General features: G+C 70.0%; 22 protein-coding genes. 10 read left to right on the plus strand and 12 right to left on the minus strand.

From position 1 onward, the window contains the following. Positions 1 to 4: 4 nt before the first annotated feature. Positions 5 to 2,500, minus strand: coding sequence for a YfhO family protein (locus K8640_RS01950; RefSeq protein WP_223745519.1), 2,496 nt, complete (start codon positions 2,498 to 2,500; stop codon positions 5 to 7). Further along, entirely contained in the window at positions 2,497 to 4,005 is a 1,509-nt protein-coding gene (locus tag K8640_RS01955; protein ID WP_223745520.1) for a hypothetical protein, read from the minus strand. The genes K8640_RS01950 and K8640_RS01955 overlap by 4 nt, the downstream gene beginning before the upstream one ends. Positions 4,006 to 5,090: 1,085 nt before the next feature. Between K8640_RS01955 and K8640_RS01960 the strand changes: the two genes are divergently transcribed. The 5 genes from K8640_RS01960 to K8640_RS01980 are packed head-to-tail and all read left to right on the plus strand — an operon-like array spanning position 5,091 to position 10,370. Next, a complete protein-coding gene (locus K8640_RS01960; RefSeq protein ID WP_223745521.1) occupies positions 5,091 to 6,416 on the plus strand; it encodes an amidohydrolase family protein in 1,326 nt (441 codons plus the stop codon). Positions 6,417 to 6,430: 14 nt separating this feature from the next. After that, complete coding sequence (locus K8640_RS01965) at positions 6,431 to 7,405, plus strand: class I SAM-dependent rRNA methyltransferase (protein WP_223745522.1); 975 nt, start codon at positions 6,431 to 6,433, stop codon at positions 7,403 to 7,405. A 37-nt stretch (positions 7,406 to 7,442) separates the two neighbouring features. Then, complete coding sequence (locus K8640_RS01970; protein ID WP_223745523.1) at positions 7,443 to 8,720, plus strand: serine/threonine-protein kinase; 1,278 nt, start codon at positions 7,443 to 7,445, stop codon at positions 8,718 to 8,720. Position 8,721: 1 nt separating this feature from the next. Further along, positions 8,722 to 9,519, plus strand: coding sequence for a tRNA pseudouridine(38-40) synthase TruA (truA, locus tag K8640_RS01975; protein ID WP_223745524.1), 798 nt, complete (start codon positions 8,722 to 8,724; stop codon positions 9,517 to 9,519). A 20-nt stretch (positions 9,520 to 9,539) separates the two neighbouring features. Then, entirely contained in the window at positions 9,540 to 10,370 is an 831-nt protein-coding gene (locus tag K8640_RS01980; protein WP_223745525.1) for a hypothetical protein, read from the plus strand. 6 nt (positions 10,371 to 10,376) lie between these two features. Here the strand turns inward: K8640_RS01980 and K8640_RS01985 are convergent, their stop codons facing one another. The 3 genes from K8640_RS01985 to K8640_RS01995 all read right to left on the minus strand — a co-directional run bounded on the left by K8640_RS01985 (position 10,377) and on the right by K8640_RS01995 (position 13,287). Continuing rightward, a complete protein-coding gene (locus K8640_RS01985) occupies positions 10,377 to 11,987 on the minus strand; it encodes a Na+/H+ antiporter (RefSeq protein ID WP_223745526.1) in 1,611 nt (536 codons plus the stop codon). Between the two features lie 104 nt (positions 11,988 to 12,091). Further along, entirely contained in the window at positions 12,092 to 12,967 is an 876-nt protein-coding gene (locus K8640_RS01990) for an ATP-grasp domain-containing protein (protein WP_223745527.1), read from the minus strand. A gap of 2 nt (positions 12,968 to 12,969) precedes the next feature. Then, positions 12,970 to 13,287 (minus strand): hypothetical protein, encoded by a 318-nt coding sequence (locus K8640_RS01995; protein WP_223745528.1) that lies wholly within the window; start codon positions 13,285 to 13,287, stop codon positions 12,970 to 12,972. A gap of 313 nt (positions 13,288 to 13,600) precedes the next feature. Between K8640_RS01995 and K8640_RS02000 the strand changes: the two genes are divergently transcribed. Beyond that, positions 13,601 to 14,158, plus strand: a complete 558-nt coding sequence (locus K8640_RS02000) for a hypothetical protein (RefSeq protein ID WP_223745529.1) — start codon at positions 13,601 to 13,603, stop codon at positions 14,156 to 14,158. A gap of 55 nt (positions 14,159 to 14,213) precedes the next feature. Here the strand turns inward: K8640_RS02000 and argC are convergent, their stop codons facing one another. From argC to K8640_RS02035, 7 genes are read right to left on the minus strand one after another with little or no spacing between them, the layout of a single operon-like run. Beyond that, positions 14,214 to 15,281, minus strand: a complete 1,068-nt coding sequence (gene argC / locus K8640_RS02005; protein ID WP_046715162.1) for an N-acetyl-gamma-glutamyl-phosphate reductase — start codon at positions 15,279 to 15,281, stop codon at positions 14,214 to 14,216. Continuing rightward, complete coding sequence (locus K8640_RS02010) at positions 15,278 to 16,339, minus strand: hypothetical protein (RefSeq protein ID WP_223745530.1); 1,062 nt, start codon at positions 16,337 to 16,339, stop codon at positions 15,278 to 15,280. Before K8640_RS02010 ends, argC begins: the two co-directional genes overlap by 4 nt. Position 16,340: 1 nt before the next feature. Continuing rightward, positions 16,341 to 17,534: an argininosuccinate synthase gene (gene argG / locus K8640_RS02015; protein ID WP_223745531.1), complete on the minus strand. Its 1,194-nt coding sequence runs from the start codon at positions 17,532 to 17,534 to the stop codon at positions 16,341 to 16,343. Between the two features lie 27 nt (positions 17,535 to 17,561). Continuing rightward, positions 17,562 to 18,911, minus strand: coding sequence for an argininosuccinate lyase (gene argH / locus K8640_RS02020; RefSeq protein ID WP_223745532.1), 1,350 nt, complete (start codon positions 18,909 to 18,911; stop codon positions 17,562 to 17,564). After that, entirely contained in the window at positions 18,904 to 19,965 is a 1,062-nt protein-coding gene (locus K8640_RS02025) for a M20/M25/M40 family metallo-hydrolase (protein WP_223745533.1), read from the minus strand. The genes argH and K8640_RS02025 overlap by 8 nt, the downstream gene beginning before the upstream one ends. After that, entirely contained in the window at positions 19,962 to 20,891 is a 930-nt protein-coding gene (gene argB, locus K8640_RS02030; protein ID WP_141323719.1) for an acetylglutamate kinase, read from the minus strand. The genes K8640_RS02025 and argB overlap by 4 nt, the downstream gene beginning before the upstream one ends. A 54-nt stretch (positions 20,892 to 20,945) precedes the next feature. Continuing rightward, a complete protein-coding gene (locus K8640_RS02035; RefSeq protein WP_046715156.1) occupies positions 20,946 to 21,956 on the minus strand; it encodes an N-acetylornithine carbamoyltransferase in 1,011 nt (336 codons plus the stop codon). A 169-nt stretch (positions 21,957 to 22,125) separates the two neighbouring features. On the opposite strand from K8640_RS02035, the gene K8640_RS02040 reads away from it, so the two are divergent. From K8640_RS02040 to K8640_RS02055, 4 genes are all read left to right on the plus strand, one after another. Next, on the plus strand, positions 22,126 to 22,563 hold the full coding sequence (locus K8640_RS02040; RefSeq protein ID WP_082165339.1) for an arginine repressor: 438 nt from the start codon (positions 22,126 to 22,128) through the stop codon (positions 22,561 to 22,563). A 199-nt stretch (positions 22,564 to 22,762) separates the two neighbouring features. Next, positions 22,763 to 23,320, plus strand: coding sequence for a Uma2 family endonuclease (locus K8640_RS02045; protein WP_223745534.1), 558 nt, complete (start codon positions 22,763 to 22,765; stop codon positions 23,318 to 23,320). Positions 23,321 to 23,420: 100 nt separating this feature from the next. Continuing rightward, a complete protein-coding gene (locus K8640_RS02050; RefSeq protein ID WP_223745535.1) occupies positions 23,421 to 24,671 on the plus strand; it encodes a VWA domain-containing protein in 1,251 nt (416 codons plus the stop codon). Between the two features lie 8 nt (positions 24,672 to 24,679). Then, complete coding sequence (locus tag K8640_RS02055; RefSeq protein WP_223745536.1) at positions 24,680 to 25,387, plus strand: response regulator transcription factor; 708 nt, start codon at positions 24,680 to 24,682, stop codon at positions 25,385 to 25,387. Positions 25,388 to 25,532: the final 145 nt, after the last annotated feature.

Here is a 25,532-nt window from a genome sequence, read left to right on the forward strand (position 1 = left end):
CACGTCACGCGCGGCGTCTCGCCCTGAGCCACACGAAGCCGAGCCCCGCCCAGCCGAGCAGTGACAGGGCGAGGCCCAGGCGGAAGCTCGTGGGTGCGTAGTCGAAGTGGACGCGGTGGGCGCCGGGAGTCAGGCGCACGGCGCGCAGGGCGTGGTTGGCACGGTGGATGGGTGTGTCCTTCCCGTCCACCGTCGCGCGCCACCCGGGGTAGTAGCTGTCCGAGACGACGAGGTAGCTGTCGTCACACGCGCTGACGGCGAGCTCCAGGTGTTGAGCGGTGCTCTTCTCGATTCGCACGGAGCCTCCCGCGCACTCGGGCTGGTCCAGTGGCTCGCCGGTGGCGAGGAAGGCGATCTCCCGGAAGGGGTGGTCCTCGTCGAGGACAGCCTCCAGTGCCTCTTCGTCGGAGACGACGCGGGCACGCTGGACCAGGAACGCGCGAGGCAGCGCGGTGCGCGAGCGCGACAGCGTGGTGCCGTCCTCGGCCTGGTGGAGCAGCTCGAGGTCCTCGAAGGGGGGCGGCCCCTTGCGGATGTAGTGCGTGACGCCCGCGAGGTCGTATGCGCCGCGCTCTCCCGCGAGGTGGAAGACGTCTGAGCGCAGCGGCTCGGGGGCACCGTAGCCTTCGAGGGCAGGGAGGCGTTCCTCGACGAAGCGATTGGGGATGAGGCGGTCGAGGCTGCGCTCGATGGTGTTGGTGATGCCCACGCGCGTCGGGTCCTCGGGTCCTTCGATGTCCGCGCTGATGCGTCCCTGGAAGGGCTCGGGCAGGAAGGCGCGCAGGGAGAAGGGCTGTTTCAAGGCCTCCCAGGGCGTGTAGCGGGGAACGCCGAGCAACGAGTGCGCGGCCGCGAGCTCCAGCACGGCGAGCGCCGCGAGTCCGTGTCGCACGCGGCGCGGTCGGGCGAAGGACCACGGCAGCAGGAGCACTGTGACGACGGCGAGCCCGAGCGCGAAGGGCACCCAAGGGGCGCCTGCTTCAGCGGAGGCGCGCATGGGGAGCATGCGGACCAAGGGGCCACTCGCGGCGATGGCGGCGCCCATGAGGACGAAGGCCACGGCGGCCTTCACGCGTGAGGGAGGCAGCTTTCGTGCGAGCCGGCCCAGCGCATCCAGTCCGAAGGCCGCGAGCACGGAGAGGCAGAAGGCGGTGCCGACGAAGTACTTCGCGGGATAGCGGAAGAGGGAGAACGGCGGCACGGACTGGAGGACCCAGGCCGCGGGAGGGAAGTGCCGACCCAGGCTCAGGAGCACCAGGGCGAGCGCGCCGATGAGGAAGGGGCGAGCGCGCCGGGGACCGTGGAGCCCACCAACGATGGCGAGCGTGCAGGGCAGGGTGCCGAGGAACAGGTTGAGGATGAACCACTGGTCCTTGCCCCAGTACCTGTCACGAGGCCAGTCCGCGAGCGGCCACACCGACGAGAGGACCTGCGGCCACGACACAGACCACGCGAGCTGCTCCGACCAGCCACCCTGCGCGCGCAGCGAGTTGAGCGCGAACTCGGTCGTGGGCAGCAGGACCACGGAGGCGAGGATGGCGGAGAGGATGAAGCCACCCGCGATGGCCGCCACGGCACGAATTCGGGAGCGGGCTCCGCTCAGCGAGGCCCGTGATGAACGGGGCTCGGCGGTGATGACGTGGAGCGCCTGCTCCGGCTCGGCAGTGGTGCTGGAGGCGACGTGGGACTCACTGTCGAGGGCGGAAGCGACCTGCGAAGAGCCCGTGGGGCGAGGCGTTGTGATGGGAGGGTGAGCGGAGGCCTGTTGCGCGACCTGCGCCGAGGCGTCGCGGGATACCACGACAGCGTGAGGTGTTCCCGAATCGCCAGGGCGCGCGACCTGTCCGGTGGCTCCAGGTGTCCTCGTCGCACCGACGAACCCAGCCACGAGCACCGCGATGATTCCCTGCCACAGCGTGGTCTCCGGCGAGCCGGCGAACAGCGACAGGGTGGAGAAGATGGCGAGGCGGGTCAGCGGTCCGCGCCCGGGCTGGAGCGCGAGGTCATACGCGGCCAGGAGGATGAACCCACTCCAGGCCGCGGCATCCACGACGTTCTGCTGGATGCCCAGGTCCGTCATCATCGGCGACAGGCCGAACATGGCGCCCGCGACGAGCGACGCGGGCCACGAGGCGCGCAGCCTCCTCGCGAGCAGGAACACGCCCACCGCCGCGAGCGCCGCGTGAGCGATGTGCATCACCGTCATCGAGACGATGTGCCCGGAGACGAGCACGGCCACCCAGCGCGGCGGGTAGAACACCTGCGAGTAGAGCGTCGCGGCGAACGGCTGCCCCAGCCGCATGTACGGCGTCCACAGGGGCAGCTCCCCCGTGCGCAGGGACTCGAGCAGGAACGCGGAGTCGGGGAAGAAGATGCGGAACACGTCGCGGCCCGCGAGCAGCTCGCCGCGCAGCACGGGGCTGTAGTCGAACGCGAGCAACGCCACGAGCCCGACGACGGCGAGCGCGACCTTGCGTCCCTCGAGTCTCCGCGTCGTCATGGGTGGCCCGTCGCGGTGGGACGCTCGCGAATCCACAGGACGTAGTTGCCGTCCCGAGCCTCCTCTCGCCAGCCCCCGAGCACACGGAGGTTGTCGAGCAGGATGTTCCCCGGGTTCTCGATGTCCCAGAGCAGGTAGTCCGGGTCATAGCGAGCCAGCGCGTCCTCCCAGCCGGGCTCACCCCAGACGAGCTTGTCGTAGTCCTCGTGGATGGACATGGGGAACGGGTCATTCCGGCTGTCGATGAACACCTTGTAGTCGGCGCCCGCGAAGAACGAGATGGGTCCGCCGATGACGAAGGGGTTGAGCACCTTGCCCGGCGGGTGCTTGCGCAGCGCCTCGAACACGGGGATTGGGATGACGGAGCGCTTCACGCCCTGGTCGAAGGGCAGCGGGTGCTGGGCGTGAATCACGACGAGCCCCAGCAGCGCGAGCGTGGGCCAGAGTCCGCCACCGGCCCTGGCGCTCCACCCGGCCGTCCACGCATCCACCCGACCCCAGAAGCGCTTCCAGGCACCGAGCCCCGTGTCCGTGGTCTCGCCCGCGACACGCGTCAGCGCCGCATGCTCCAGCAGGGCGAGCGCGAGCAGCACGGCCGCGAAGGGAGCGTGTCGCTGGACCTTGATGGCGGCGAGTCCCAGCACGAAGGCGGGCAGCAGGATGGCCACCTTGCGGACGCGGGACTGGCCGACAGCGAAGCAGGCCGCGCCGCCGAGCGCGAGATAGGCCCAGCTCGACGCGAGGTCGAGGTTGAGGGGGCGCCACTCGACGATGGTCTGCGTGGAGGCCAGGAGCGAGTGGTGGATGGGGTACAGGTAGATGTTGATGCCATCGGGCCCCAGTCCCGCGGCGAGGAACGCGGCGACGCTGAAGCCGACGGCCTTCAGTGATCGCCGGAGCGACTCCGGGGTGCGCTCGTCGAGGTACTGGCCCACGGCGGTGGAGCCGAGGAGCGCGGGCCCGAGCAACCAACTGCCGTGAACGTTGGCCCAGATGGCGCCGAGGAAGGGGAAGACCCAGAGGATGCGGTCATTGCCCGCGCGCCACGACTGGATGGCGAGCACCGCGAGGGTGAAGAGCAGGTGGCCCAGGTGGTACGGCCGCTCCTGGGGCCAGGTGGGGCCGTAGACGACGAGCAGGGCAGCGAGCGTGGCGACGGCCAGCAGGCCGCGTCGACCCGAGGCGGCGCGCTCGAGGACCTTCCACAGGAGCATGAGGTTGAGCGCGACGAGCCCCGCGACGAGCAGCGCGGGACCCGCGGCGCCGAGCAGGCGGATGAGGCCGATGCAGAGCACGCCGAAGCCCCACTCGTGAGGCACCCAGCCCGCGGTCCCCGTGACGCTGAAGGGGTCCACGCGGGTGAAGCCGTTCTTCAGGACGAACTGGCCCCCGGCGAGGTGGAAGAAGAGGTCGAAGTTCTTGAGCGGCGACATCCCGAGCCGCACGGTGAGCACCAGTGCCGCCAGAGCCGCCGGTCCTGGGAGGAGGAGGGACCGCGTTCTCATGTGGGCCGCAGCCTACAGTGCTCCCGGGCCTCCTGCGAAGGCGCGCTCACCGTGGACGGCCCAGCTCAGGCCGCCTGGAGGCAGATTTTGGGTGCTCAGCGGCCGTCGGTGGGGGGCTCTTCCAGCTCTGCCGCAGTGTCTCGACCTGCCAGGTGCAGTCTGAACAAAGGGCCGGGCCCGCGTGTCCGCAGAGCACGCAACCGGATGAGGCGGTAGCCGGGACCACCAGGCCCGGGCTCAGGCACTCGGAGCACACTGTCGCCCTGGGGCCGATGACGAACCTGGGCACGCTCACATGTTGATGACACAGGTCGCATGTCAGGGCGTGGTTGCTCGGAAACATTCGAGTCAGGAGCACGGCCCCACAGTCGCGAGGCACAATTCCTCTCCATTCCCAGAGGCCGGTCGCTTCGAGAAATCGTTGTAGCCGAGCCGTCCTCTCTCTCATGCAGAGGAGGGTCAGTGCCACATTGCAGCGCTCCTCGGCAGGAGCCCCTCGTTCGATGGCGCGCAGGATGGTTTCGAGCTCCTCGTCACTCATGCGGGGCTCGTACGCTGTGAGGATCCCATCTACGGCGCCTATCCGTCCTTCCGCCATGCATTGCCAGAGATAGGGGATGAGGTCGTCTGGCGGGTGCTTCAAGTCCACCAGTGCCTGCACAGCCCGATTCTCAATCACCGGGGAGCGCGTCGTCGCGCGAATGCGCCGCCAGACCTGGACCTGCAGGAGGCTGGGGTAACGAGAGAGTGCCCCGGAGTCCGCGAGGCCCTCCTCCGAGTTGAAGAAGAAGTCGACCGCTTCGGCGGGCGCCTGCCTGGCTTGCCGCAGGAGTCTGACGACGGCTCCGGGGCGCGAGACGATTCTCAGCAGTTTTCGCAAAGCCTGCTCTCCTCGCGTTGGCCAGCGTCCGCCGAGCAAATCACAGTCAGAAAGACGCCTCGATGCATACGTGACGGGCCCTCCGAGGAGCTCGCGGGCCCTGCACCGAGTTGCCCGCGTCTGGCAAGTCCCCATATCGGCCCCAGGATTCCCCGACTTGTCCTGCTCCCCCCTCGGGGAAGCCGTGCTATGACAGATGCCGGACATGGAAGGTCGCCTGCTGCTGAAGAACTGCGCTGTGTTCCGAGCGGACGGTCGGGTCCGCCGTGGCATGGCCGTGGTGGTCGAAGGTGGCGTCATCCGTCGCGTCGCTCCCGACGCCCAGGTACCGGTGCTGCCAGGTGACTGGGAGGTCGCCTGTCGCGGACGCCTCGTCGCTCCGGGCCTGGTCGACAGCCACTCGCACCTCGTCAACGGGCAGCTGTTGCCGCCCAATGGCCAGTTCCTCCTCCTGCCGCCTCGCGAGCGACTGGAGCGCATGCGCCGCGTGGCCCGCCTCGTCTCCTCCGAGGACGTGGAGGCCCTCACGCGCTTCGCCGCCGCGCGGGCCCTTCGTGACGGCGTCACCCTCGTCGTCGAGCACCTCGCCTGCTCTGATGTCGCCGGTGGTCTCGCCGCCCAGGCCCGCGCCTCCGAGAGTGTCGGCCTGCGCCTCGTCACCAGCCATGCCACGCACAGCATGGACGGCGCCTCCCAAGCGGACGCGTGGCTCGACGCCAACGCGGACTTCGCCCGCCGTCATGCGAAGCACCGCCTCGTGCGCGGTGCGCTCGGCTTCCACGCCTCGTACACCTGCGAGGACTCACTCCTGTCGCGCATCTCCCGCCTGAGCGCGGAGCTCGACGTCCCCACCGTCTTCCACCTCGCCGAGAACGAGGACGACCTCAGCACCACCTACGCGCGACATGGTCAGCGCGTGGTGCCCCGGCTCGACTCGCTCGGGCTGCTCGGCCCTCGCGCCATCGCCGGCTATGCCCGCGCCCTGGACAGTGCCGAGGCCACCCGCCTGGAGCAGACCGAGACCTTCGTGTCCCTCGCGGCGCGGGGCGTGCGCACCCTCGAGCGTGGCACGGACCCGATGGAGGCCATCCTCCTTCGCCTGCACCTGCTCGGCCTGGGCACTGGCGGCCACGGGACTCTCCAGGACGAGCTGCTCGCGGCCCTCGTCGGTGTGCTGCGCATCTCCCGTGCGGGTCACCTGCCCGACGTGGACAGCACGCTCGCGCACCTGCTCGTCAGCGGGCCCGCGGAGCTGTGTACGCGCCTGTTCGGTCTGCCCTCGGGCACCGTCGAGGAGGGCAGCCTCGCCGACCTCGTCGTCTACGATTCGATTCCCGCCGCGGACCCCGAGACGGGCTACTCGCCCTATCTCATCGGACAGCTCGCTCGCTCTCCCGTCGCCTGGACTATCGTCGATGGCCGCGTCCGTGTGCGTGAAGGACAGCTGCTCGGCACCGACTACGTGGACCTGTCCCTCGCCGCCACCGAGGCGCTCGAGCGCGTCTGGTCCCGCGCGCGGCTGGGAAGCTGATACAGGGAGGGCCCATGCCCACCCTCGTGGACACCCTGCGGACCGCGCAGGCCCGGCGCGGCCCCCTGCTCGACGACCCTCGCACCACCGCCTTCCGCGTCCTCAATGGCGAGGCGGACGGCGTCCCCGACGTCACCGTCGACCGCTTCGGCGGGCTGTACGTCGTCAGCCTCTACCGCGACCTCTCCGCCTCGGAAGAAGAGTCCCTCCTCGACGCCGCGATGGCCGCGTGGGCTCCGACGAGCCTCTATCTCAAGCGTCGCCCCCGGGAGGCCCGTGTCCTCGCCAACGTGGCGAAGGAGACGCTCGCACCGGAGAGCGCCGCGCGCGGTGAGCCCATCGAGTCCCTCACGGCGTTCGAGAACGGCCTGTCCTTCCTCATCCGCCCCGGACAGGGACTCTCCGTCGGCCTGTACCTGGACATGCGCGAAACCCGCGCGTGGCTCCTGAACGAGGCGCGCGGCCTCACCGTGCTCAACCTCTTCTCTTACACCTGCGCGTTCGGCGTCGTCGCCACCGCGGCCGGCGCGAAGCGGGCGCTCAACGTGGACGCGAGCCGCCGCGTGCTCGAATGGGGCGAGGAGAACGCGCGCCTCAACGGACAGTCCGCGGACCGCTATGACTACGTGGCCGGGGACGTCTTCGACTGGCTCAAGCGATTGGCGAAGAAGGGCGAGGCGTTCGACCTCGTCATCGCGGATCCTCCGTCCTTCTCCAACACGAAGGAGGCCCGCTTCTCCGCGGCGCGCGACTACGCCCGACTGGCCGAGGCCGCCGCTCGCGTCGTCGCACCGGGAGGCCGGCTGGTCGCCTGCTGCAACCATGCGGGCCTGCCCCTGAAGCGCTTCGAGACGATGGTGGCCGAGGGCATCGCCCTGGCCGGACGACAGGGGAGGGGGCTGGGGTCGACGGGGCCTTCTTCCCTCGACTTCCCGAGCCCTCCTGGCCAGGAGCCGGCCTTGAAGGTCCACGTCGTCCAACTTCGTTAGCGCGAGGTGCCCTGGCGCGGGTTAAGGTCCAGGGTCCATGTCTCCCGCCGCACCGCAGCAGCGCGAAACCGGTCGCTTCGGCAAGTACCGGCTCATCGACCGCATCGCCGTTGGAGGGATGGCGGAGATCTTCCTCGCGCACCAGGAAGGTGAGGACGGACGCGAGTCGCCCGTCGTCATCAAGCGCATCCGCCCGCACCTGTCCAAGCACGCGGCCTTCGTGAAGATGTTCCTCAACGAGGCCCGGCTCGCCGCCCAGCTCAACCACCCCAACGTCGTGCAGATCCACGACCTGGGCAAAATCGCGGAGAGCTACTTCATCGCCATGGAGTACGTGGCCGGCCGCGACATGCGCCGCGTCGTCCCCAAGGCGGAGGCGCTCGGCATCCCCTTCCCGCTGGTCTACGCGGTGAAGATCGCCTCCTGCGTCTGCGCGGGCCTGCACCACGCGCACACGAAGGTGGACCTCTACGACAACCCGCTCAACATCGTTCACAGGGACGTGTCGCCGGAGAACATCGTCGTCGCCTTCGACGGCTCGGTGAAGATCCTCGACTTCGGCATCGCCAAGGCGGCCAACCAGGTCAGCCAGACGCGCACGGGCGAAATCAAGGGCAAGCTCAGCTACATGAGCCCCGAGCAGTGTCTGGGCAAGGCGCTGGACTGCCGCAGCGACGTGTTCTCGCTCGGCGTCGTGCTCTACGAATGGCTCACGGGCTTCAAGCTCTTCACGGGCGAGTCCGAGGTCGCCGTGATGCGCAGCATCACCGAGGGGAAGATCTACGCGCCCTCGTACTTCCGCGAGGATCTGCCCGAGCGCGTCGAGGTCATCCTGATGAAGGCGCTCGAGAGGGATCGCGAGCGCCGCTATCAGACGGCGGCGGAGATGCAGAAGGACCTGGACGCGTTCCTGGACGCGTACGACTTCACGCCCACGCCGCTGCACCTGGCCAACTTCATCAAGCAGCTCTTCGAGGAGGAGCTCCAGGAGGAGCAGCGCCGCCAGCGCGCGCGCCAGGCCACCGCGCCCACCTCCGAGGAGGCACTGGAGCTGTCCGAGGTCGTCGGCGCGCTGGACACCGCTCCGCCGCCCGTGTCCGAGCCTTCCCCCGCCGTCACCACACCCCTGACGATTCCGCCGGGAATCGCCGCGCTCGCGCCCGGTGGTCCCGAGGAGCGCACCGAGCCGCGCATGCTGGCCGTGCCGCTCACCGTGGAGCAGTTGGAGGCGCTGGAGGCCGTGGCCCGCCGCAACAACGTGCAGCCGGGCCGCATGGTGGCCGAGCTCCTCGAGTCCTGGCTCAAGTACCGCTGACATGCCTCGGCTGAAGCTGACGCTCGAATACGAGGGCACGCGGTACGTGGGTTGGCAGGTGCAACCCAATGGCCGCGCCCTCCAGGCCGTGCTCGAGGAGTCGCTGGGGAGGTTGCTTGGAGAACAGGTGTCCGTGCGCTCCGCCGGGCGCACCGATTCGGGCGTGCACGCGACGGGGCAGGTCATCTGCTTCGACACCGAGCGCGCGCTGCCGCTGAAGGCCTATGTGCAGGGCCTCAACAGCTTGTTGCCGGAGGACGTCGCGGTGGTGAGCGCGGTGGAGGCCCCGGATGGGTTCGACCCGAGGCGCTGGTCCCGGGGCAAGCGTTACCGTTACCGGGTGAACAATCGCCGCACGCGCTCGCCGCTCTTGCGCACGACGCACTGGGAGGTGTTCGCGCCGCTGGACGTGGAGGCGATGCGGAGGGCGTCGGCGCACCTGTTGGGCCGGCATGACTACTCCGCGTTCCGGGCGTCGGACTGCCAGGCCAAACACGCAGTCCGCGAGGTGCGCCGGCTGTCCGTCGAGGGCGAGCCGGGTGGGGCCATCAGCTTCGTGGTGGAGGGGACGGCCTTCCTGAAGCACATGGTCCGAAACCTCGTCGGGACGCTGGTGGAGGTGGGCAAGGGCCGTCGGTCCGAGGCGTGGGTGGCCGAGGTGCTGGCCTCTCGGGACCGGAAGAAGGCCGGGCCCACGGCGCCTCCCCAGGGGCTGGTGCTGGAGGAGGTCTTCTACGCGGACGGCCCGCCTCCTCGCTCACCGGGGGGCGAGGCGGACGCGGACGAGGACGAGGGCTGAAGTGGAGTAGGCTGCCGGCCGTGAGCCCCAAGACCAGTGCCCTCGAGCCGTTGCGTGTTCGAATCCGCCGTTTCCAGTTCATCGTGGGACTGGGTTTCATCGCGCTGGTCGCGGGCTCGACGCTGAGCGTGTCGCTGACGCTGCGGCTGAGCCAGCGGGTGCAGTCGCTGTCCTTCGGGCCGCTCAAGATTTTCATCGCGGTGCTGCTGGAGAACCTGTGGGTGCTCGCGGTGCTGCCGGCGCTCTGCTACGGCGCGGGTCGGGTGATGGAGCTGCGGCCGTGGAAGACGGCGGCGGGCGCGGCGGTGTCCGGCGCCACCTTCGTCCTCGCGCTGGGCTTCGTGCAGGGCGGTGCGGATGCGCTGTGGCTGGGCGGTCTGGGCTCGGTGCTGAACGTCTTCGCCTTCGCGGGCGGCGTGGTGCTCAGCGCCCGTGCGCTGAAGCTCGGCCGGGACGCGGCGGCGAAGCAGACGGAGAAGACGCAGGCGAAGTCCGAGGCCCGCAAGTCCGAGTACGACGAGTTCCTCCGCGCGGCGGAGCAGGGGGGCGCCCGACTGGAGCAGCGCGAGGCCCAGGTGGCCTCCGGCACCGCGACGGCGGCGACGCCTTCTCTCGAGGGCACTCCAGCCGCGGAGGTCTCCTCGGCGGTGGCGCCTGTCTCCGCCTCGGAAGCGGCTGCTGTGGTGCCAGCCCCGAGCGCGGTGGAGACCCTGGGGGCCTCGACGACGAGTGCTACGACAGCAGGGCCCCTCGGTGAGGCGCTCCCCGGGCAGGTGATTCGCCTGCCCGAGCAGTCCCTGACCGCCCAGGCACCGGAGGCTCCGGAGTCACCGAAGCCTCCCGTGCCCTGACGTACTTCACGTCCCGACGGCGCTCGTGGGCGTCGACGGTGCGGCGGGCGAGGAGGTGTGGGCCTCGGCGGCGTCGGCCTGGGCGATGCGCTCGTCCAGCTCCGCGGTGAGCCTCGCGAAGGCCTCCTTGCCGATGGTCGCCGACTGGTACGCCTTGAGCAGCGACTCCTTCTCGACGATGAGCACGCGGCGGATGGCCTCCTGGTGCTCCTCCTCGTGGAAGCGCATCGACTGCTGCTTGAGCTGCGCCAGCTCCGCCTCCATCACGCGCTCCTTCTCCTGGTAGTCCTTCTCGACCTGGCTCACCACGTCGCCGGGAATCTCCCGCGAGCGACGCATCGCCTCGAGCGCGGCCATCGCCGCGTGGATGGCACCCAGTCGACCGCGCGCCAGCTCGTACTGCTCCTGGTACTCGTCCTTGAGGCCCGTGATGCGCAGCTTGCGCAACAGCGGCGCCATGGTGAGGCCCTGGAACACGATGGAGAGCACCACCACGCCGAACGTCATGTTCACGAGCAGCTCGCGGTGCGCGAAGTCCGCCGGAAGGCTGAGCACCAGCACCATGGAGATGGCGCCGCGCAGGCCGGCCCACGTGAGCACCGCGCTCCAGGACCACGGCATGCGCTCCGACGTGAGCTTCAGGATGGCGGACACGCCGTACACCACCACCGCGCGGCCCGCGATGACCGCGAAGTAGGCCGCCAGAATCGGCTTCCACGACGCGAGCAGCGAGGTGAGGTTCACCTCCAGGCCGATGAGCAGGAACACCACCGAGTTGAGCGCGAAGGACCAGTACTCCCAGAAGCTCTCCACCGCGACGCGCGTGGTGGGGCTCATACCCTCGTGCGTGGCCCAGTTGCCGCACAGCATGCCGGCCACCACCGTCGCGATGACGCCCGAGTAGTGGAAGTTCTCCGCGATGACGAACGAGCCGTACGCCGCGATGACGGTGCAGGTGATCTCCACCATCGCGTCATCCACCTTCTTGATGACCCGCGCGGCCACGTAGCCCACCGCGCTGCCCACCACCATGCCCATGCCGGCGACCTTGATGAAGTCCATCACCGCGCCGCCCACCGTGAACTGGCCGCCCATCGCCACCGCCACCACCAGCGTGAACAGCACCACGGCGGTGCCGTCGTTCAGCAGGCTCTCACCCTCCACCAGGATGAGCAGCCGCTTGGGTGCGCCCAGCGACTTGAACAGGCCCACCACCGCAATCGGGTCCGTGGAGACGATGACCGACGCGAACACCATCGCCGGAATCATCCCGAACCCCGTCACCACGTTCATCCCCTCCACCCAGTGCGACAGGATGAACGCCGTCAGGCCCGCCGACGCCGCCACGCCCGGAATCGCCATGGCGTGGATGGTCAGCTTGTTCTTCCAGAACTTGCGGAACTCGAGGTGGAACGCCGCCTCGAACAAGAGGCCCGGCAGGATGATGGCGAAGAGCAGCTCCTTGGTGAGGTGCGGTGGCTCGAACAGATGCACCGCGCCCAACGACAACCCCGCCACCACCAGGGCCACCGTGTAGGGAATCTTGAAATACCGCGCCGCGATGGCCACCGCGGTCGCGACTGCGAAGATGAGGACGAAGGCCAATTCGAAATGCATCGTTCCTTGCCTGGTTTGACGTCAAAACTTCAAAGGAACGGACCATAACCCAGATGCCCCGCGTGGCGGGGCACCCAGGTGCAGATGGCGTGGCGGGTGCCTGTCTACCCGGTCCCCAGCAGGGGCTCGAAGAGGGCGTGAGGGTCCAGCCCCGGAGGCAGGCCGGAGACGCCGCCGTCGTTCACCTCGATGACGGCCCAGCCGCCGTCCTGGAGCATGGCGACGTCGAGGGTGAAGAAGGGTGAGTCGATGCGGCGTCCCAGCGGCTCGAAGGATGAGAAGTCGGGGACCTCGACGTCGAACTCATGCTGAGGCTCGGCGGCGAGCAGGCGGCCGTGGCCGAAGAAGAGGCGGAACTCCAGGTGGGCGGGGCCGGTGGGCGTGCGGCCGTAGACCTTGAGGGGCAGGTACTTGCGCACGACGAGCCCCCGCTCGAAGCGCTCGCCGCGCTCCTCCACGAGGTTCTCGCACGTGCGCGAGAAGTCCTCGAGCGTGGCGCCGGCGGGCACGTGGCAGGCCTCCTCCCAGCGCTCCTTCGCGGACTTCACGTGGTCCTTGAGAATCCACGGCGGAGGGCCGAGCACGCGGGCCGCTTCGCTCCAGGCCGCGCGGGCCACCGTGCCCTCCGTCCAGATGGAGCGCGCGGTGTAGCGCGCGAGGCGCGGGTACCAGAGGGGCAGGTACAGCGCGGCGGCGTACTGCGTGGGCGTGGTGGTGAGCCGGTGGCCGCGCTCGGAGAGGGCCTCGTCGAGCGAGGTGTACTCCTCCTCGGTGAGCATCCAGCCCCGGTAGAGCAGGCGCAGGGGGCCTTGGTGCGGCACCGCCTCGAGCGCCAGCTCGACGTTGCCGTTGAGCAGCGCGGCCAGGTCCACCTGGTACGTGTCGAACCCCAGGGCCTCCGCGGCCTCGGCTTCCACGTCGAAGGTGTCGTGCTGGGAGGGATTGCGACCGAACAGCAGGGCGCGTGCAATGCGAGCCATGGCTAGTTCCCTCCCTGTCGCTTCGAGTCGTCCTCCGCGGCCCCGAGGTCGAGGCTGGCCAGCAGCCCTTCGGGAATCCGTCCGCCGAAGAGGATGTCCAGCGCGTGGCGCGGGGTGGGGGACTCGAGCGGGCCAGCGCAGCGGATGCAGGCGAGGGTTTCACCGACGCAGCGCTCGCACCAGAAGCGCCGGCAGGAGGGGCAGTGTCGGTAGTGGGTGGCGAAGTGCTCCGGCTGGGCCGCGGCCACGGGATTTCCCGCGGGGTCCACCGAGAGCGAGATGACGCGAGGACAGCCTCCAGCACATTCAGCGATGGGCATGCGCGGCCTTTCGTCGAGAGCAGGGAGCAAGGGCGCAACCCGGACGCGGGCACATGGAGTGCCTGACGTGCTGGCGGAAGATTCTCACGCGCGAGCGCACGCACGACTTTCGACGAAGGCTGGAGGCTTCCACGTACGCGACTGCGTGGCACGGTGACTCCTGACAAGCGGCCCGCAACAGCGCCCGCAGCAGCGGGAGGTGGATGTCGCCGTGTCCCCAGGTTCAATGGTCCGCGCGCGCGTGCGGCGTGACAGTGGCACCGGGTCGACCGCGGGCCTCGGGTCCACCCGAAACCCCATTCCTGGAGCATGCATGAGCACGCTGACGCGTCGTCTGGGTGTCTGGCTGTCGAAGAGTCTGTTCTGTGCGGCGCTGGTGGCGCCCGCGGGCGCGGTGCTCGCCGCGGAGCCGGTGAGCGTCATCTGTGAGCTGGGGACCTCCACGCGGACGTTCTCCCCCGCGGCGACGATGACGCCCCGGGACATCGACGTGACGACCTCATCGGCCTTCAGCAACTGCCTGACGGTGCTGGGACAGGTCGTCCTCAACGGCAACGTGACGACGGGGCCCTATGAGCGCACCGGGCTGACGTGCTCGAACCCGCTGGCCACGGGGGCCGGTGAGGCCACCATCACCTGGAACACCGGGGAGTTCTCCCGGTTCGACTACACGTCCGTCGACGTCAGCGTCGCGGGCCTGACGACGGTGGTGACGTATGCCGGGACGGTGCTGCACGGGAAGTACTACGGCGCCACCGCGACCTGGACCATCGCCTACACGACGGCGCTGTTGAACCTGGCGTGCATGAACCCCGCGGGCGTGTCCTCGCTGGGCGGCGTCGCCCAGCTCACCATCACCCGCGTGCTCTGAGTCGTGAGGCCGTCGCGCCCGCCACCGGGAGGATTCGGGGTGGGCGCGGGCTTCGTCACGGGTAGCAGGCCGCCTGGCGCAGGCCGGTGTCCTCGGGCAGGCCCAGGGACACGTTGAAGTTCTGCACGGCCTGGCCGGCCATGCCCTTCACCAGGTTGTCCAGCGCGGCCATGACGGCGACCGAGCGGCCCTTCGTCGCGACGGAGATGTCGCAGAAGTTGCTGCCGGTGACGGCGGCGATGCGCGGGGTGCCCTCGACGATGCGCACGAACTTCGAGCCCTCGTAATAGCGGCGGAACTTGTCCGTCAGCGACTGCGTCACCACCGCGCCGCCGTGCTCGGGCCACTCGAACTGCACGGTGGCGAAGATGCCGCGCACCATGGGCGCCGAGTGCGGCACGAAGGCCAACCGGTGGCGCTGCGCGCCGTGGGCCACCAGCATGACCTCCACCTCCGCCTCGTGCTGGTGCTCGAGCGGCTTGTACGCGCGGAAGTCGTGCGCGCGGGTGGGGTGGTGCGTGCCCTCGCCCGGCAGCGAGCCGGAGCCGGACGAGCCCGTCACGCCCGACACGGCCAAGAGGCCCAGCCCCGGCGTGGACGCGATGGGCAACAGGGCCAGCTGCACCGCGGTGGCGAAGCAGCCCGGGTTGGCGATGCGCTTGGCGCCCTTGAGCGCCTCGCGCTTCCACTCGGTGAGGCCGTACGTGAAGGTGCCCAGCAGGTCCGGCGCGGGGTGGGGCTTGCCGTAGGCGCCCGCGTAGCGGCCCGGGTGGTCCAGGCGGAAGTCAGAGGACAGGTCCACCAGCAGCACGCGCTCGGCGAGGCCGACCTCGGCCCACTTCTTCTCCAGGCCGAGGAACTGGGTGGCCAGCTCCCCGTGGCCCAGCGCACTGAAGACGACGGGCTGCTGCGAGTCGGCCAGCCAGCGCCAGTCCGGCTCCGCCTCGAACTTCGCGTCCACCAGTCCGCGCAGGTGCGGGTGCACCTTGTGGATGGGCTCACCGGCGTGGTGCCGGGACACCACGCGGATGCCCGCCACCGCCGGGTGGCCGGAGAGAATCCGCAAGAGCTCGCCGCCGCCGAAGCCGGAGGCGCCCAGGATGTAGATATGTGCCCGCGTCATGACTTCCTCCCCACGCCCAGCTTCGGCGTGAGCTTCTCCAGGATGAGACCACCCAGCGCCGCCGCGTCCGCGCGGGCGTTGCGCGCCGGAACCCCGACGACCTGCTCCACGAAGCGCACGCCCACCGCGTTGTCCGTCGCCGGCCCCGCCAGCACGTCCACCTCGATGCCGTACGTCTCCTTCAGATGCCGCACGCCGCCGGCCGCGCCCACCGGGTCGTTCGCGCACATCACCCACGCGCCCGCCAGGCCCTTGAGCTCCGGGTCCGCGAGAATCGCCTGCACGCCGTACTCACCCATGATGCCGTCGCCCGTCTCCGCGACGATGACGTCCACGTCCGCCGACGCCAGCTCGCTGAACAGCACCCGCGCCACCCGCGCCGCCGTGCGAGGCCCCGTGCACACGATGCCCGCGTCCGTGAAGTCCATCACCACGTCCGCGCCGGAGTCCTGCATGCTCAGCGTGTCGCGCATCAGCGACACCCCCGTGAGCTTCGCGCCGCCCACGCGGTAGCCCGCCTGCGCGAGCTTGCGCACCATGGCGCTGGCCGCGTACGTCTTGCCCGCGTTCATGCACGTGCCCACCACGTAGACGACGGGGCACTTCACCATCGTCCCCGTGCCCTTGAGCGCGCCCGAGGAGATGTGCGCCGGCTGCCCGTTGCGCGACAACAGCTCCGGGAACTCCAGCACCCGGCCCAGCACCTCCGCCTCGAAGGGCATGCCCACGCCGGGGTTGTGCGAGGTGCACTTGCCGATGACGCCGCCCATGTTCAGCACATGCAGCCGCTGGCCCACGGTGACGGACTCCGGCACCACGCCCTCGTAGCCGTGCAGCGCGTTGCGGTGCCCCAGGGCGCCCACCATGATGTCGCCCGCGTGCAGCGTCACGAGCCGGCCGTGGCAGTCCTCCAGCTGGTTGTAGACGCTCTTCTCGCCGTGGATGCGCACGGCGACGACGGCGCCCTCCTCGGCCTTCACCTCGGGCGTCAGGTGCACCGTGCGCCCCAGGCCCAGGTTGCGGGTGACGCTACCGACCTTGTCGACGAAGACCTTCATGTCAGCCTCCCTTCGCCTTGTGCGAGAGCATCTGCGCCACGCCGTACAGCTTGGCGAAGCCAGCGGCCTCCGAGCCCGTCCACAACACGTTCGCCTCTCCGTACGTCGCCACCTTCGCGTCCATCAGCGAGTACGGCGAGCGCACGCCCTCCACCACCAGCGTCCGCGGGTGCAGCACCAGCCGCACCTCGCCCGTCACCCGCTCCTGCGAGGAGGTGAGGAACGCCTCCAGGTCCTTCACGAGCGGGTCGAAGAAGTGACCCTCGTGGAGCAGCGAGCCGTAGAGGTTGCCCACGGTCTCCTTCCAGAACAGCTGCTTGCCCGACAGCACCAGCTTCTCCAGCTCGCGGTGCGAGGTGATGAGCAGGTGCGCCGCGGGCGCCTCGAAGCCCACGCGGCCCTTGATGCCCAGGATGGTGTCACCCAGGTGCACGCCGCGGCCGATGCCGTACTGACGGCCCAGCACGTTGAGCGCCTCCACCAGCTCCACCGGTCCCAGCGCCTTGCCGTCCAGCGACGTGGGCACGCCCTTGTCGAAGCCCACGGTCAGCGTACGGGGCTTCAGGTCCGTGGGAATCTCGCCGGAGGGGAACGCCGCCTCGGGCAGCGCGCTCCACGAGTTGAGCGTCTCGCTGCCGCCCACGGACGTGCCCCACATGCCCTCGTTGACCGAGTAGGAGCCCAGCTTCGGCGGCATGTGGATGCCGCGCTCGGCCAGGAACGACAGCTCCTGCTGACGGCTCAGGCCCAGCGTGCGGATGGGGGTGAGCAGCTCCAGGTCGCCCGCCAGCGAGCGGAACGCCACGTCGAAGCGCACCTGGTCGTTGCCGGCGCCGGTGCTGCCGTGCGCGAGCGCCTGCACGCCCTTCTCGCGCGCCACGCGCACCACCTCCACCGCCTGGCAGGCGCGCTCGGCGGAGACGCTCAGGGGGTAGACCTGGCCGCGCAGCACGTTGCCGGCGATGAGGTAGCGCAGGTAGCCCTCGAAGAGGGGGCCGCGCGCGTCCACCTTGATGTGCTCCACGGCGCCCAGCTTCGCCGACAGGGCCGCGATGTTCGCCAGCTGCTCGGGCGGGAAGCCGCCCGTGTCCACCGTGACGGTGGTGACGTTGTAGCCCTGCTCTCGCAGGTACACCGTGCAGAAAGCGGTATCGAGTCCGCCGGAGAAGGCCAGCACCACGTTCTTCTTGCTCATGTCGTCACTCCTCGCGGGGAATCGTCGTCACACATCCCAGACGCGCTCGGCCGCCGTGGCCAGGGCGCGGTGGGTGTCGTCGAGCCAGGCGCGCCAGGCGCCGAGCTCCTCACGGGCCTGGGCCAGTCCCAGGTTGCCGGCGCCACCCAGGTGGGTGGCCGTCAGGGCCTCGCGGTCCGGGTGGAACGTGCCGTCCGCCAGCTCCCGGCCCACCTGCCGGTACGCGTCGCGGAAGGCCTGTCCCCCAGCCACCAGCGTGTACGCATGGTGGGCCGCGTAGAGCGTGTCGTCACAGGCGGCCAGCGCCGCGTCCGCCTTGACCTGGAGCACCGGCACCAGCCGGGACAGCACATCCAAGAGCGAGCGGCTGGAGGACAGCGCCGCCAGGGTGGGGCGCTTGAGCAGCTGGAAGTCACGGTGGTAGCTGGACGGCAGTCCGCTCGCCACGGCCTCCACCTGGTGCAACAGCCCCCGCAGCTCGCGGCACCGGCCGCGCGCCAGCTCCACCACGTCCGGGTTCTTCTTCTGCGGCATGATGGACGAGCCGGTGGTGAAGGCGTCCGGGAGCCCCAGGAAGCCGAACTCGTCCGTGCTGTAGAGCTGCACGTCCCACAGCCACTTCTCCAGCGTGCCCGCCACGCTGCAGGCCCATGTCAGCACCGCGGTCTCGTGGCGACCGCGGCCGTTCTGCGCATCGATGGGACTTCTCTGCACGCGACTGAAACCGAGCAGCGACGCGACGTATTCACGGTCGATGGGCAAGGGCACGCCGAAGCCCGCGGCCGCGCCGAGCGGACACCGGTCCAGCCGGCCCCACACGCCGCGCAGCGCCTCCAGCTCCTCGAGCAGCCCTTCCGCGAAGGCCATGGCCCACATGCCGAAGGTGGAGGGCATGGCGCGACGCAGGTGCGTGTAGCCCGGCAGGGCCACGTGCTGGTTCGCCTGGGCGAAGTCGAGGAACGTCTCGGCGAGCTTCACGGCGCCCGCGCCGAGCGCGAGCACCTCCTCGCGCAGGAACAGGCGCACCGCGAGCAGCACCTGGTCATTGCGCGAGCGCGCCAGGTGGATGCGCTTGCCCGGCTCGCCCACGCGCTCCACCAGCGCCGCCTCCAGCGCGGTGTGGCCGTCCTCCTGCTCGGGGCGGATGGTGAACTGGCCCGCGCGGGCCTCGTCGTGCAGCGTCTTGAGCGCGCGCACGAGCACGCGGGACTCCTCGGCCTTCAGGAGCCCCACCTTGCCCAGCATGCGCGCGTGCGCGGCGCTGCCCAGCGCGTCGTGCGGCGCGAGCGACAGGTCGACGATGGGGTCGTCGCCCACGGTGAAACGGTGGATGACCGCGTCCAGCGCGGCGCCCTTGCCCCACAGGGTGTCAGCCACGGGCCACCTCCTCGAAGTAGCCGCGCAGAAGGCGCGTGTAGAAGGCGGCGCCGGCTTCCAGCTCCGCCCGGGTGATGTACTCGTCCGCCAGGTGGCTTCGCAGCGTGTCCCCTGGGCCCACCTTCACCGCGGGCAGCTCGCCCAAAAACGCCCAGTCGGACGTGGTGCTGGAGCCCACCGGCGCCTCGCCCGACGCCGCAATCGCCGCGCGGACGATGGGCTGATGGTCCGCCGTCGCCTTCGGCAGGTAGCGCGCCGAGTGCACCTTCACCTCGCTCTGGAGCGCCTCGCCCAGCTCCTTCGCCACCTGCGCGTGGTCCATGCTCGGCGTGGTGCGCAGGTCCACGAAGAACTCACATGCGTCGGGCACCTGGTTGCGCGCCAGGCCCCCGGTAATCTGCGTCACCTGCGCCCGCGCCTCACCCAGCAGCGGATGCGACGGGAAGCGCAGCTCCGCGAGCTTCGAGATGTCCCCGGCCGCCATGTGGATGGCGTTGACCGCCTGGGCCTTGTGCGCGTGCGCCACGTGCGCGCTCTTGCCGTGCGCGGTGCAGCGCAAGAGCAGCATGCCTCGCTGGGCCGTGCAGGGCTTCAGGCTCGTCGGCTCGCCCACCACCGCGGCGTCGAGCGGCCCCAGCTCGGGCAGCAGCGTGCCCAGGCCCTGGCCTCCGGTCTCCTCCTCGGCGGTGAAGGCGAAGACGACTTCGCCGCCCTGGGGCGCGCCTTCGGCGAGCAGGGTGCGGGCCGCGACGAGCATCCCCGTCACGCACCCCTTGGCGTCGTTGCTGCCCAGGCCGTACAGGCGGTCCTCGCGCCACTCGGGCGCGTGGGGCGCGTACGTCCACCCGGCACACGGCTTCACCGTGTCCAGGTGCGAGTTGACGAGCAGGCGCCGGGGGCCGCTGCCCACGGAGAACCACACGTTGTGGCCCTTGCGCTGGACGCGCGCACCCCAGCCCTCCGCCCACCCGGACACCGTGTCCGCGATGAGACGCTCGTCACCCGACACGCTGGGGATGGCCACCAGCGCCTGGAGCAGCTCCGCGGGCTTCATCCCGCGTTCCCGGCGGCCGTCTTGGGCGCCTTCTCGCGGACGACCATGGTGCCGCTGCCCTCGTTGGTGAAGACCTCCTCGAGCAGCGCGTTGGGCGCGACGCCGCTGACCAGGTGCACGCTGCCCACGCCACCCACGAGCGCGTGGCGGATGGCGTGCGCCTTGGGACGCATGCCGCCGGAGATGGCGCCCGTGTTCTCCATGGTCGCCAGGTCCGTCAGGTTCGCCAGCGTCACCAGCGACGTGGGGTCGTTCAGGTCCTTGAGCAGGCCCGGCACCTGGACCAGGAAGAAGAGCTTCTCGGCCGACAGGGCCACCGACAGCGCCGCCGCCACGGTGTCCGCGTTGGTGTTGTACACGGCGCCGTCCACGCCACCGGAGAGGGGCGCGATGACGGGCACGTAGTCGGCCGAGCGCAGGTGCTCGACGACGCGCGTGTCCACCGCCTCGATGTCACCCACCAGCCCGTAGTCCACGAGCTTGCCCTCGGTGGCGCCGGGCTCGGTCACCATGACGGGAGGACGCTTGCGCGCCTTGATGAGGCCCGCGTCCACGCCGCTCAGGCCCACCGCGGGCACACCCGCCGCCTGCAGGTCCGCGAGCAGGTCCGTGTGCAGCTTGCCGGCGAGCACCATCTTCGCCGCGTCCAGCACGGGCGCGGACGTGACGCGGCGGCCCGCCACCTTCTCCACCGGCAGGTGGAGGGCGTCACAGAGCGTGTCCAGCTCCGGGCCGCCGCCGTGCACGACGACGGGACGGATGGAGAAGGTCCACAGCAGGGCGATCTGCTCGCACGCGGAGCGGCGCAGGCGCGGGTCGCTCAGCATGGCGCCGCCGAGCTTCACGACGAACGTCTTGCGACGGAACTGCTGCACATAGCGCGCGGCGTTGCGAAGCGCGGAGTACGGGTCGGGCGACAAGGGCACGGGAGACCTCGAAAGGAAGAAGGGTGACGGGCACGCCTCGAAGGGCGCCGCTTTTCAGAGGGACTGCGAGCGCATCCAGTGCAGGAGGGCGCGCTGGACGTGGAAGCGGTTGCCCGCCTCGTCCACCACGCGGCTGCTGGAGTGGTCCAGGACCTCGTCGGCGACCTCCACGTTGCGGCGCACGGGGAGGCAGTGCAGGAAGGCGGCGTCCTTGGCGGCGCGCGACATGGTGCGCAGCGTGGGCATCCATCCGGAGTACGACGCGAGCAGCGCCGTGACGTCGTTGGGCGAGAAGGCCGCCGCGGCCGTCGGGCCCCAGGACTTGGCGTAGACGGCGCGGCTGCCGGCGAGCGCCTCGTCCTGCTCGTGGGTGTAGGTGATGCTGCCGCCGGTGGCCTTGGCGTACGCCTCCGCCTCCGCGCGCACGGCCGGGTGCAGCTCGAAGCCGGGCGGGTGGGCCACGCGCACCTCGCAGCCGGCCGCGGCCGCGCTGAGCAGGAACGAGTTGGGCACCGCCTTGGGCAGGGGCTTGATGTGGGGCGCCCACGTCAGCGTCACCGGCAGCTTCTTCGTGGAGCCGAACGTCTCGCGCAGGGTGAGCACGTCCGCCAGGCCCTGGCAGGGGTGCTCGCGCGCGGACTCCATGCTGACCACGGGGACGGTGGCCCACTTGCGGAACGCGTTGATGATGGGGTCGACCTCGTCCTCCTCGTCACCGCCGCCCTGCGAGAAGGTGCGCACGCCCAGCATGTCCACGAAGCGCGACAGGACGGGCGCGGCCTCCTTGAGGTGCTCGGCGCGGTCCAGGTTCATCACCGCGCCCTCGCGGTGCTCGAGCTTCCACACGCCCGCGCCCACGTCCAGGATGATGGCGTTGCCACCCCCGCGCAGCATCACCGCCTCGAACGAGGTGCGCGTGCGCAAGGACGGGTTGAAGAACACCATGCCCAGGATGCTCCCCGGGAAGAGCGCGCCGGGGGCCTTCTTCTTCCAAGCCTCCGCCTGAGAGAGGACGGCCTCCACACCCGCGGGGCCGAGATCCTTGATGTGGGTGACGTGCTTCATGGGCCTGCGCTCCCCGGCCTGGACCGGTGCATAGGTGGATGAATATGCACCTTCATGCGTGCATTTCCGCGAATGGGGCGCGGATATTATGCAGAAGGACGCGGCGCGCAAGAGTATTGTTCCCGCAATCTTTCATGCGGGTTCCTTGCATGGAAATTCACGTGCATGCATGGTGGAAGGAATGAACCTGGACGACGAAATCCTTCGGCTCATCTCGGAGCGGGAGATCAGCGATCAGGCCGTCTTGCAGGAGCTGTTGGAGGCGGAGGGGCAGGCGCCGAGCCAGTCCACGCTGTCGCGGCGGCTCAAGAAGCTGGGCGTGCAGAAGGTGGGCGGGCGCTATCAGCGCGCGTCGCTGACGGAGCCGGTGGCGACGCCGGAGCGGCCGCGCGTGAGCATCGTCGAGGCGCCGCCGAACCTGCTCGTGGTGAAGACGAGCCCCGGCTACGCGCCGGTGCTGGCGCTGGCGTTGGACCGTGAGCCGGAGGTGCCGGGGCTCGCCGGCACGGTGGCCGGTGACGACACCATCTTCGTCGCGGTGACGGACCCGTCCCGCCTGCGTGAGGTCCGCTCCGTCGTGGAGCGCTTGATGCTGCGCAGCGCCTGAGCCTCGAGGGAACGCTGGATGCAGGGCTGTGCGCGCGGGAGGCTGGCCCGGGGCGAGGCTTGCGCTCGCGTTCCAGGCGATGCAACCTTGGAGGGATGTTCAAGCAGGGACAACCCAGGACGTCAGACCCCCGCGCTACTTCGTGGGCATGACCATGGAATCGGGGTGGGGCGTCGGGGTTTATCGGAGTGAGGGCACCGTGGAGAAGAAACCGGCCACCTATGCGGACCTGGAGGCGCTCCCCGAGACGGTCATCGGGGAGCTCATCGACGGCGTGCTGCATGCCAGTCCCAGGCCGGCGCTTCGGCATTCGTTGGTGTCATCGCGTCTGAACGGTGAACTGAGCGGTCCCTATGACAAGGGGAGAGGCGGCCCCGGTGGCTGGTTCATCTTGTTCGAGCCGGAGCTCCATCTCTCCGGCGGAAACGTCCTCGTCCCGGACCTCGCTGGATGGCGGCGCGAGCGGATGCCGGGGATTCCCAGCGGGGTCGGCTGCACCGTCGTTCCGGACTGGGTCTGCGAGGTGCTCTCCCCGTCGACCTCGCGGCTGGACCGCTTCGCCAAGCAGCCCATCTATGGTCGTGAAGGCGTGAAGCACCTGTGGCTCATCGATCCGAAGGTCCGGACCCTGGAGGTCTGGCGACTGGAGGGCGCGGGGTACCAGAAAGTCGCCCAGCATGAGGGGCTGGCCAAGGTGCGCGCGGAGCCATTCGAGGCCGTCGAACTGGAGCTGGGTTTCCTCTGGGACGAGGGGTAGCGCGGCACGCGGTTACAGGGCGGTTACACCTTTCACCAGGGCTCACTCGTTACTGTCCCAAGCGTGCTCACCAGGGCACCGCCGTACGAAAGGACACACGATGAAACCGGCCCTCAAGCTCCCCATCATCCTCGGCTCGGCCGCGGCGCTCGCGGTCTCCGCGCTCCTGTTGGGCAAGCCGTCCACGGACAATGCTCCCGCCCCCGTTGTCGCGACGCCTCCGGTCGCTCCACCTGCTCCCGTCGCGGTGGTGCCCGCGGCTCCCGTGGCGCCTCCCTCGCCCCAGTTCGTGGACCCGAAGGCGGCGCCGGTCATCCAGATCGCGCTCCTGCTCGACACGAGCGGCAGCATGGACGGGCTCCTGGACCAGGCGCGCACCCAGCTGTGGAACATCGTGAATCGCTTCGCCAAGGCGAAGCGTGGCGGCGTGGCGCCCCGGTTGGAGCTGGCCCTCTACACGTACGGCGACACCACCCCCGGCGCGAGCTCGAGCGAGATCCGCCAGGTGACGCCGTTCACCTCGGACCTGGATGCGCTCTCCGAGCGGCTGTTCGCCCTGCGCACCTCCGGCGGCTCGGAGCACGGTGGCGAGGTCATCCAGGAGGCCACCCGGAAACTGGAGTGGAGCCCGAAGGAGGACTCGATGCGGCTCATCTTCATCGCCGGCAACGAGACCTTCATCCAGGGGCCGGTCGACTACCGGGAGGCCGTGGCCGCCGCGCGCAAGAAGGGCATCACCGTGAACACCATCCACTGCGGTGACTACGAGCAGGGCATCGCGGACCACTGGAAGGATGCGGCCACGCGCGCCGACGGCAGCTACATGAACATCGACCAGAACCAGCGGGTCGTCGAGCTCGCCGCTCCGCAGGACGATGAGATCGCCCGGCTGGGCACCGAGCTGAACAACACCTACGTGGTCTACGGCGGCGCCGAGGCGAAGGAGAGCCAGCAGCGACAGGCCACGCAGGACAAGCTCTCGCGCGGCGTGTCGCTGTCGAACATGGCTTCGCGTGCGATGGCGAAGAGCTCCGGGAACTATTCCAACGAGAGCTGGGACCTGGTGGACGCGGTGAAGAAGAACAAGGTGGACCTGGGCTCCGTCGCGGCGGAGGAGCTGCCCGAGCCCATGCGCAACCTGGACGCGGCGGGGCGCAAGGCGTGGCTCGCGGCCCGGGAGAAGGAGCGTGAGGCGCTCCAGCAGCGCATCCAGCAGCTCGGCAAGGAGCGCCAGCAGTTCCTGGCGGAGGCGCGCAAGAATCAGGCGACGAAGGGGGATGACACGCTGGACGGCGTCATCGGCCAGGTGGTGCAGCGCGAGGCGAGCAAGCGAAGCTTCACCCTGGAGTAGGATGCGTCATGGCCGCGCGCCGAGTGCTCGTCGTCGAGGATGACCCCGCCATCCGGCGCGGAATCGTGGATGCGCTTCGCTTCGAGGGCTACGAGGTCCTCGAAGCGGGCGTGAAGGAAGAGGGCCAGCGCGTGGCCGAGCGCACGCCGGTGGACCTGGTGCTGCTGGACCTGGTGCTCCCTGATGGTGACGGGTTGGACCTGCTGGCGGCGGTGCGCAAGAGCCGGCCCACGCTGCCCGTCATCATCCTCACCGCCCGGGGCCAGGAGGAGGACCGGGTGAAGGGCCTGAAGCTGGGGGCGGACGACTACGTGGTGAAGCCCTTCTCGGTGCGGGAGCTGTTGGCCCGGGTGGGTGCGGTGCTCCGACGCTCGGCCGAGCGTCCCGTGGGGGCCTCCCGCGTGGACTTCCCTGGCGGGCACTTCGTGGTGGAGCGCCGCGAGCTGAGCTTCGATGACGGCACGCGGATGGACCTGTCGGAGCGAGAGGCGGACGCGCTGCGCTACCTGGGGGAGAACCCGGGGCGAGCCATCTCCCGCGAGGAACTGCTCGAGCGCGTGTGGCACCTGCCCGCGCGCGGACTGCAGACGCGCACGGTGGACATGACGATGGCGCGGCTGCGCGAGAAGCTGCGCGATGACTCCGCCGAGCCCCGCGTCATCCTCACGGTGCGCGGCAAGGGGTACATGTTCTCCCAGCCGGGCGGCGCCCGATGATTCGCTCCTGGCGTGTCTGGAGCGTGGTGAGCGCCTGTACGGTGCGCGGCAAGGGCTCCATGGGCTCCCCGTCGGGCGGCACTCGATGATTCGCTCCTGGCTCGCGGTAATCGCCCGTGCGGCATGCGGCAAGGGCTCCATGTTC

Source organism: Myxococcus sp. XM-1-1-1 (assembly GCF_020037095.1).
GTDB classification, from domain to species: domain Bacteria; phylum Myxococcota; class Myxococcia; order Myxococcales; family Myxococcaceae; genus Myxococcus; species Myxococcus fulvus.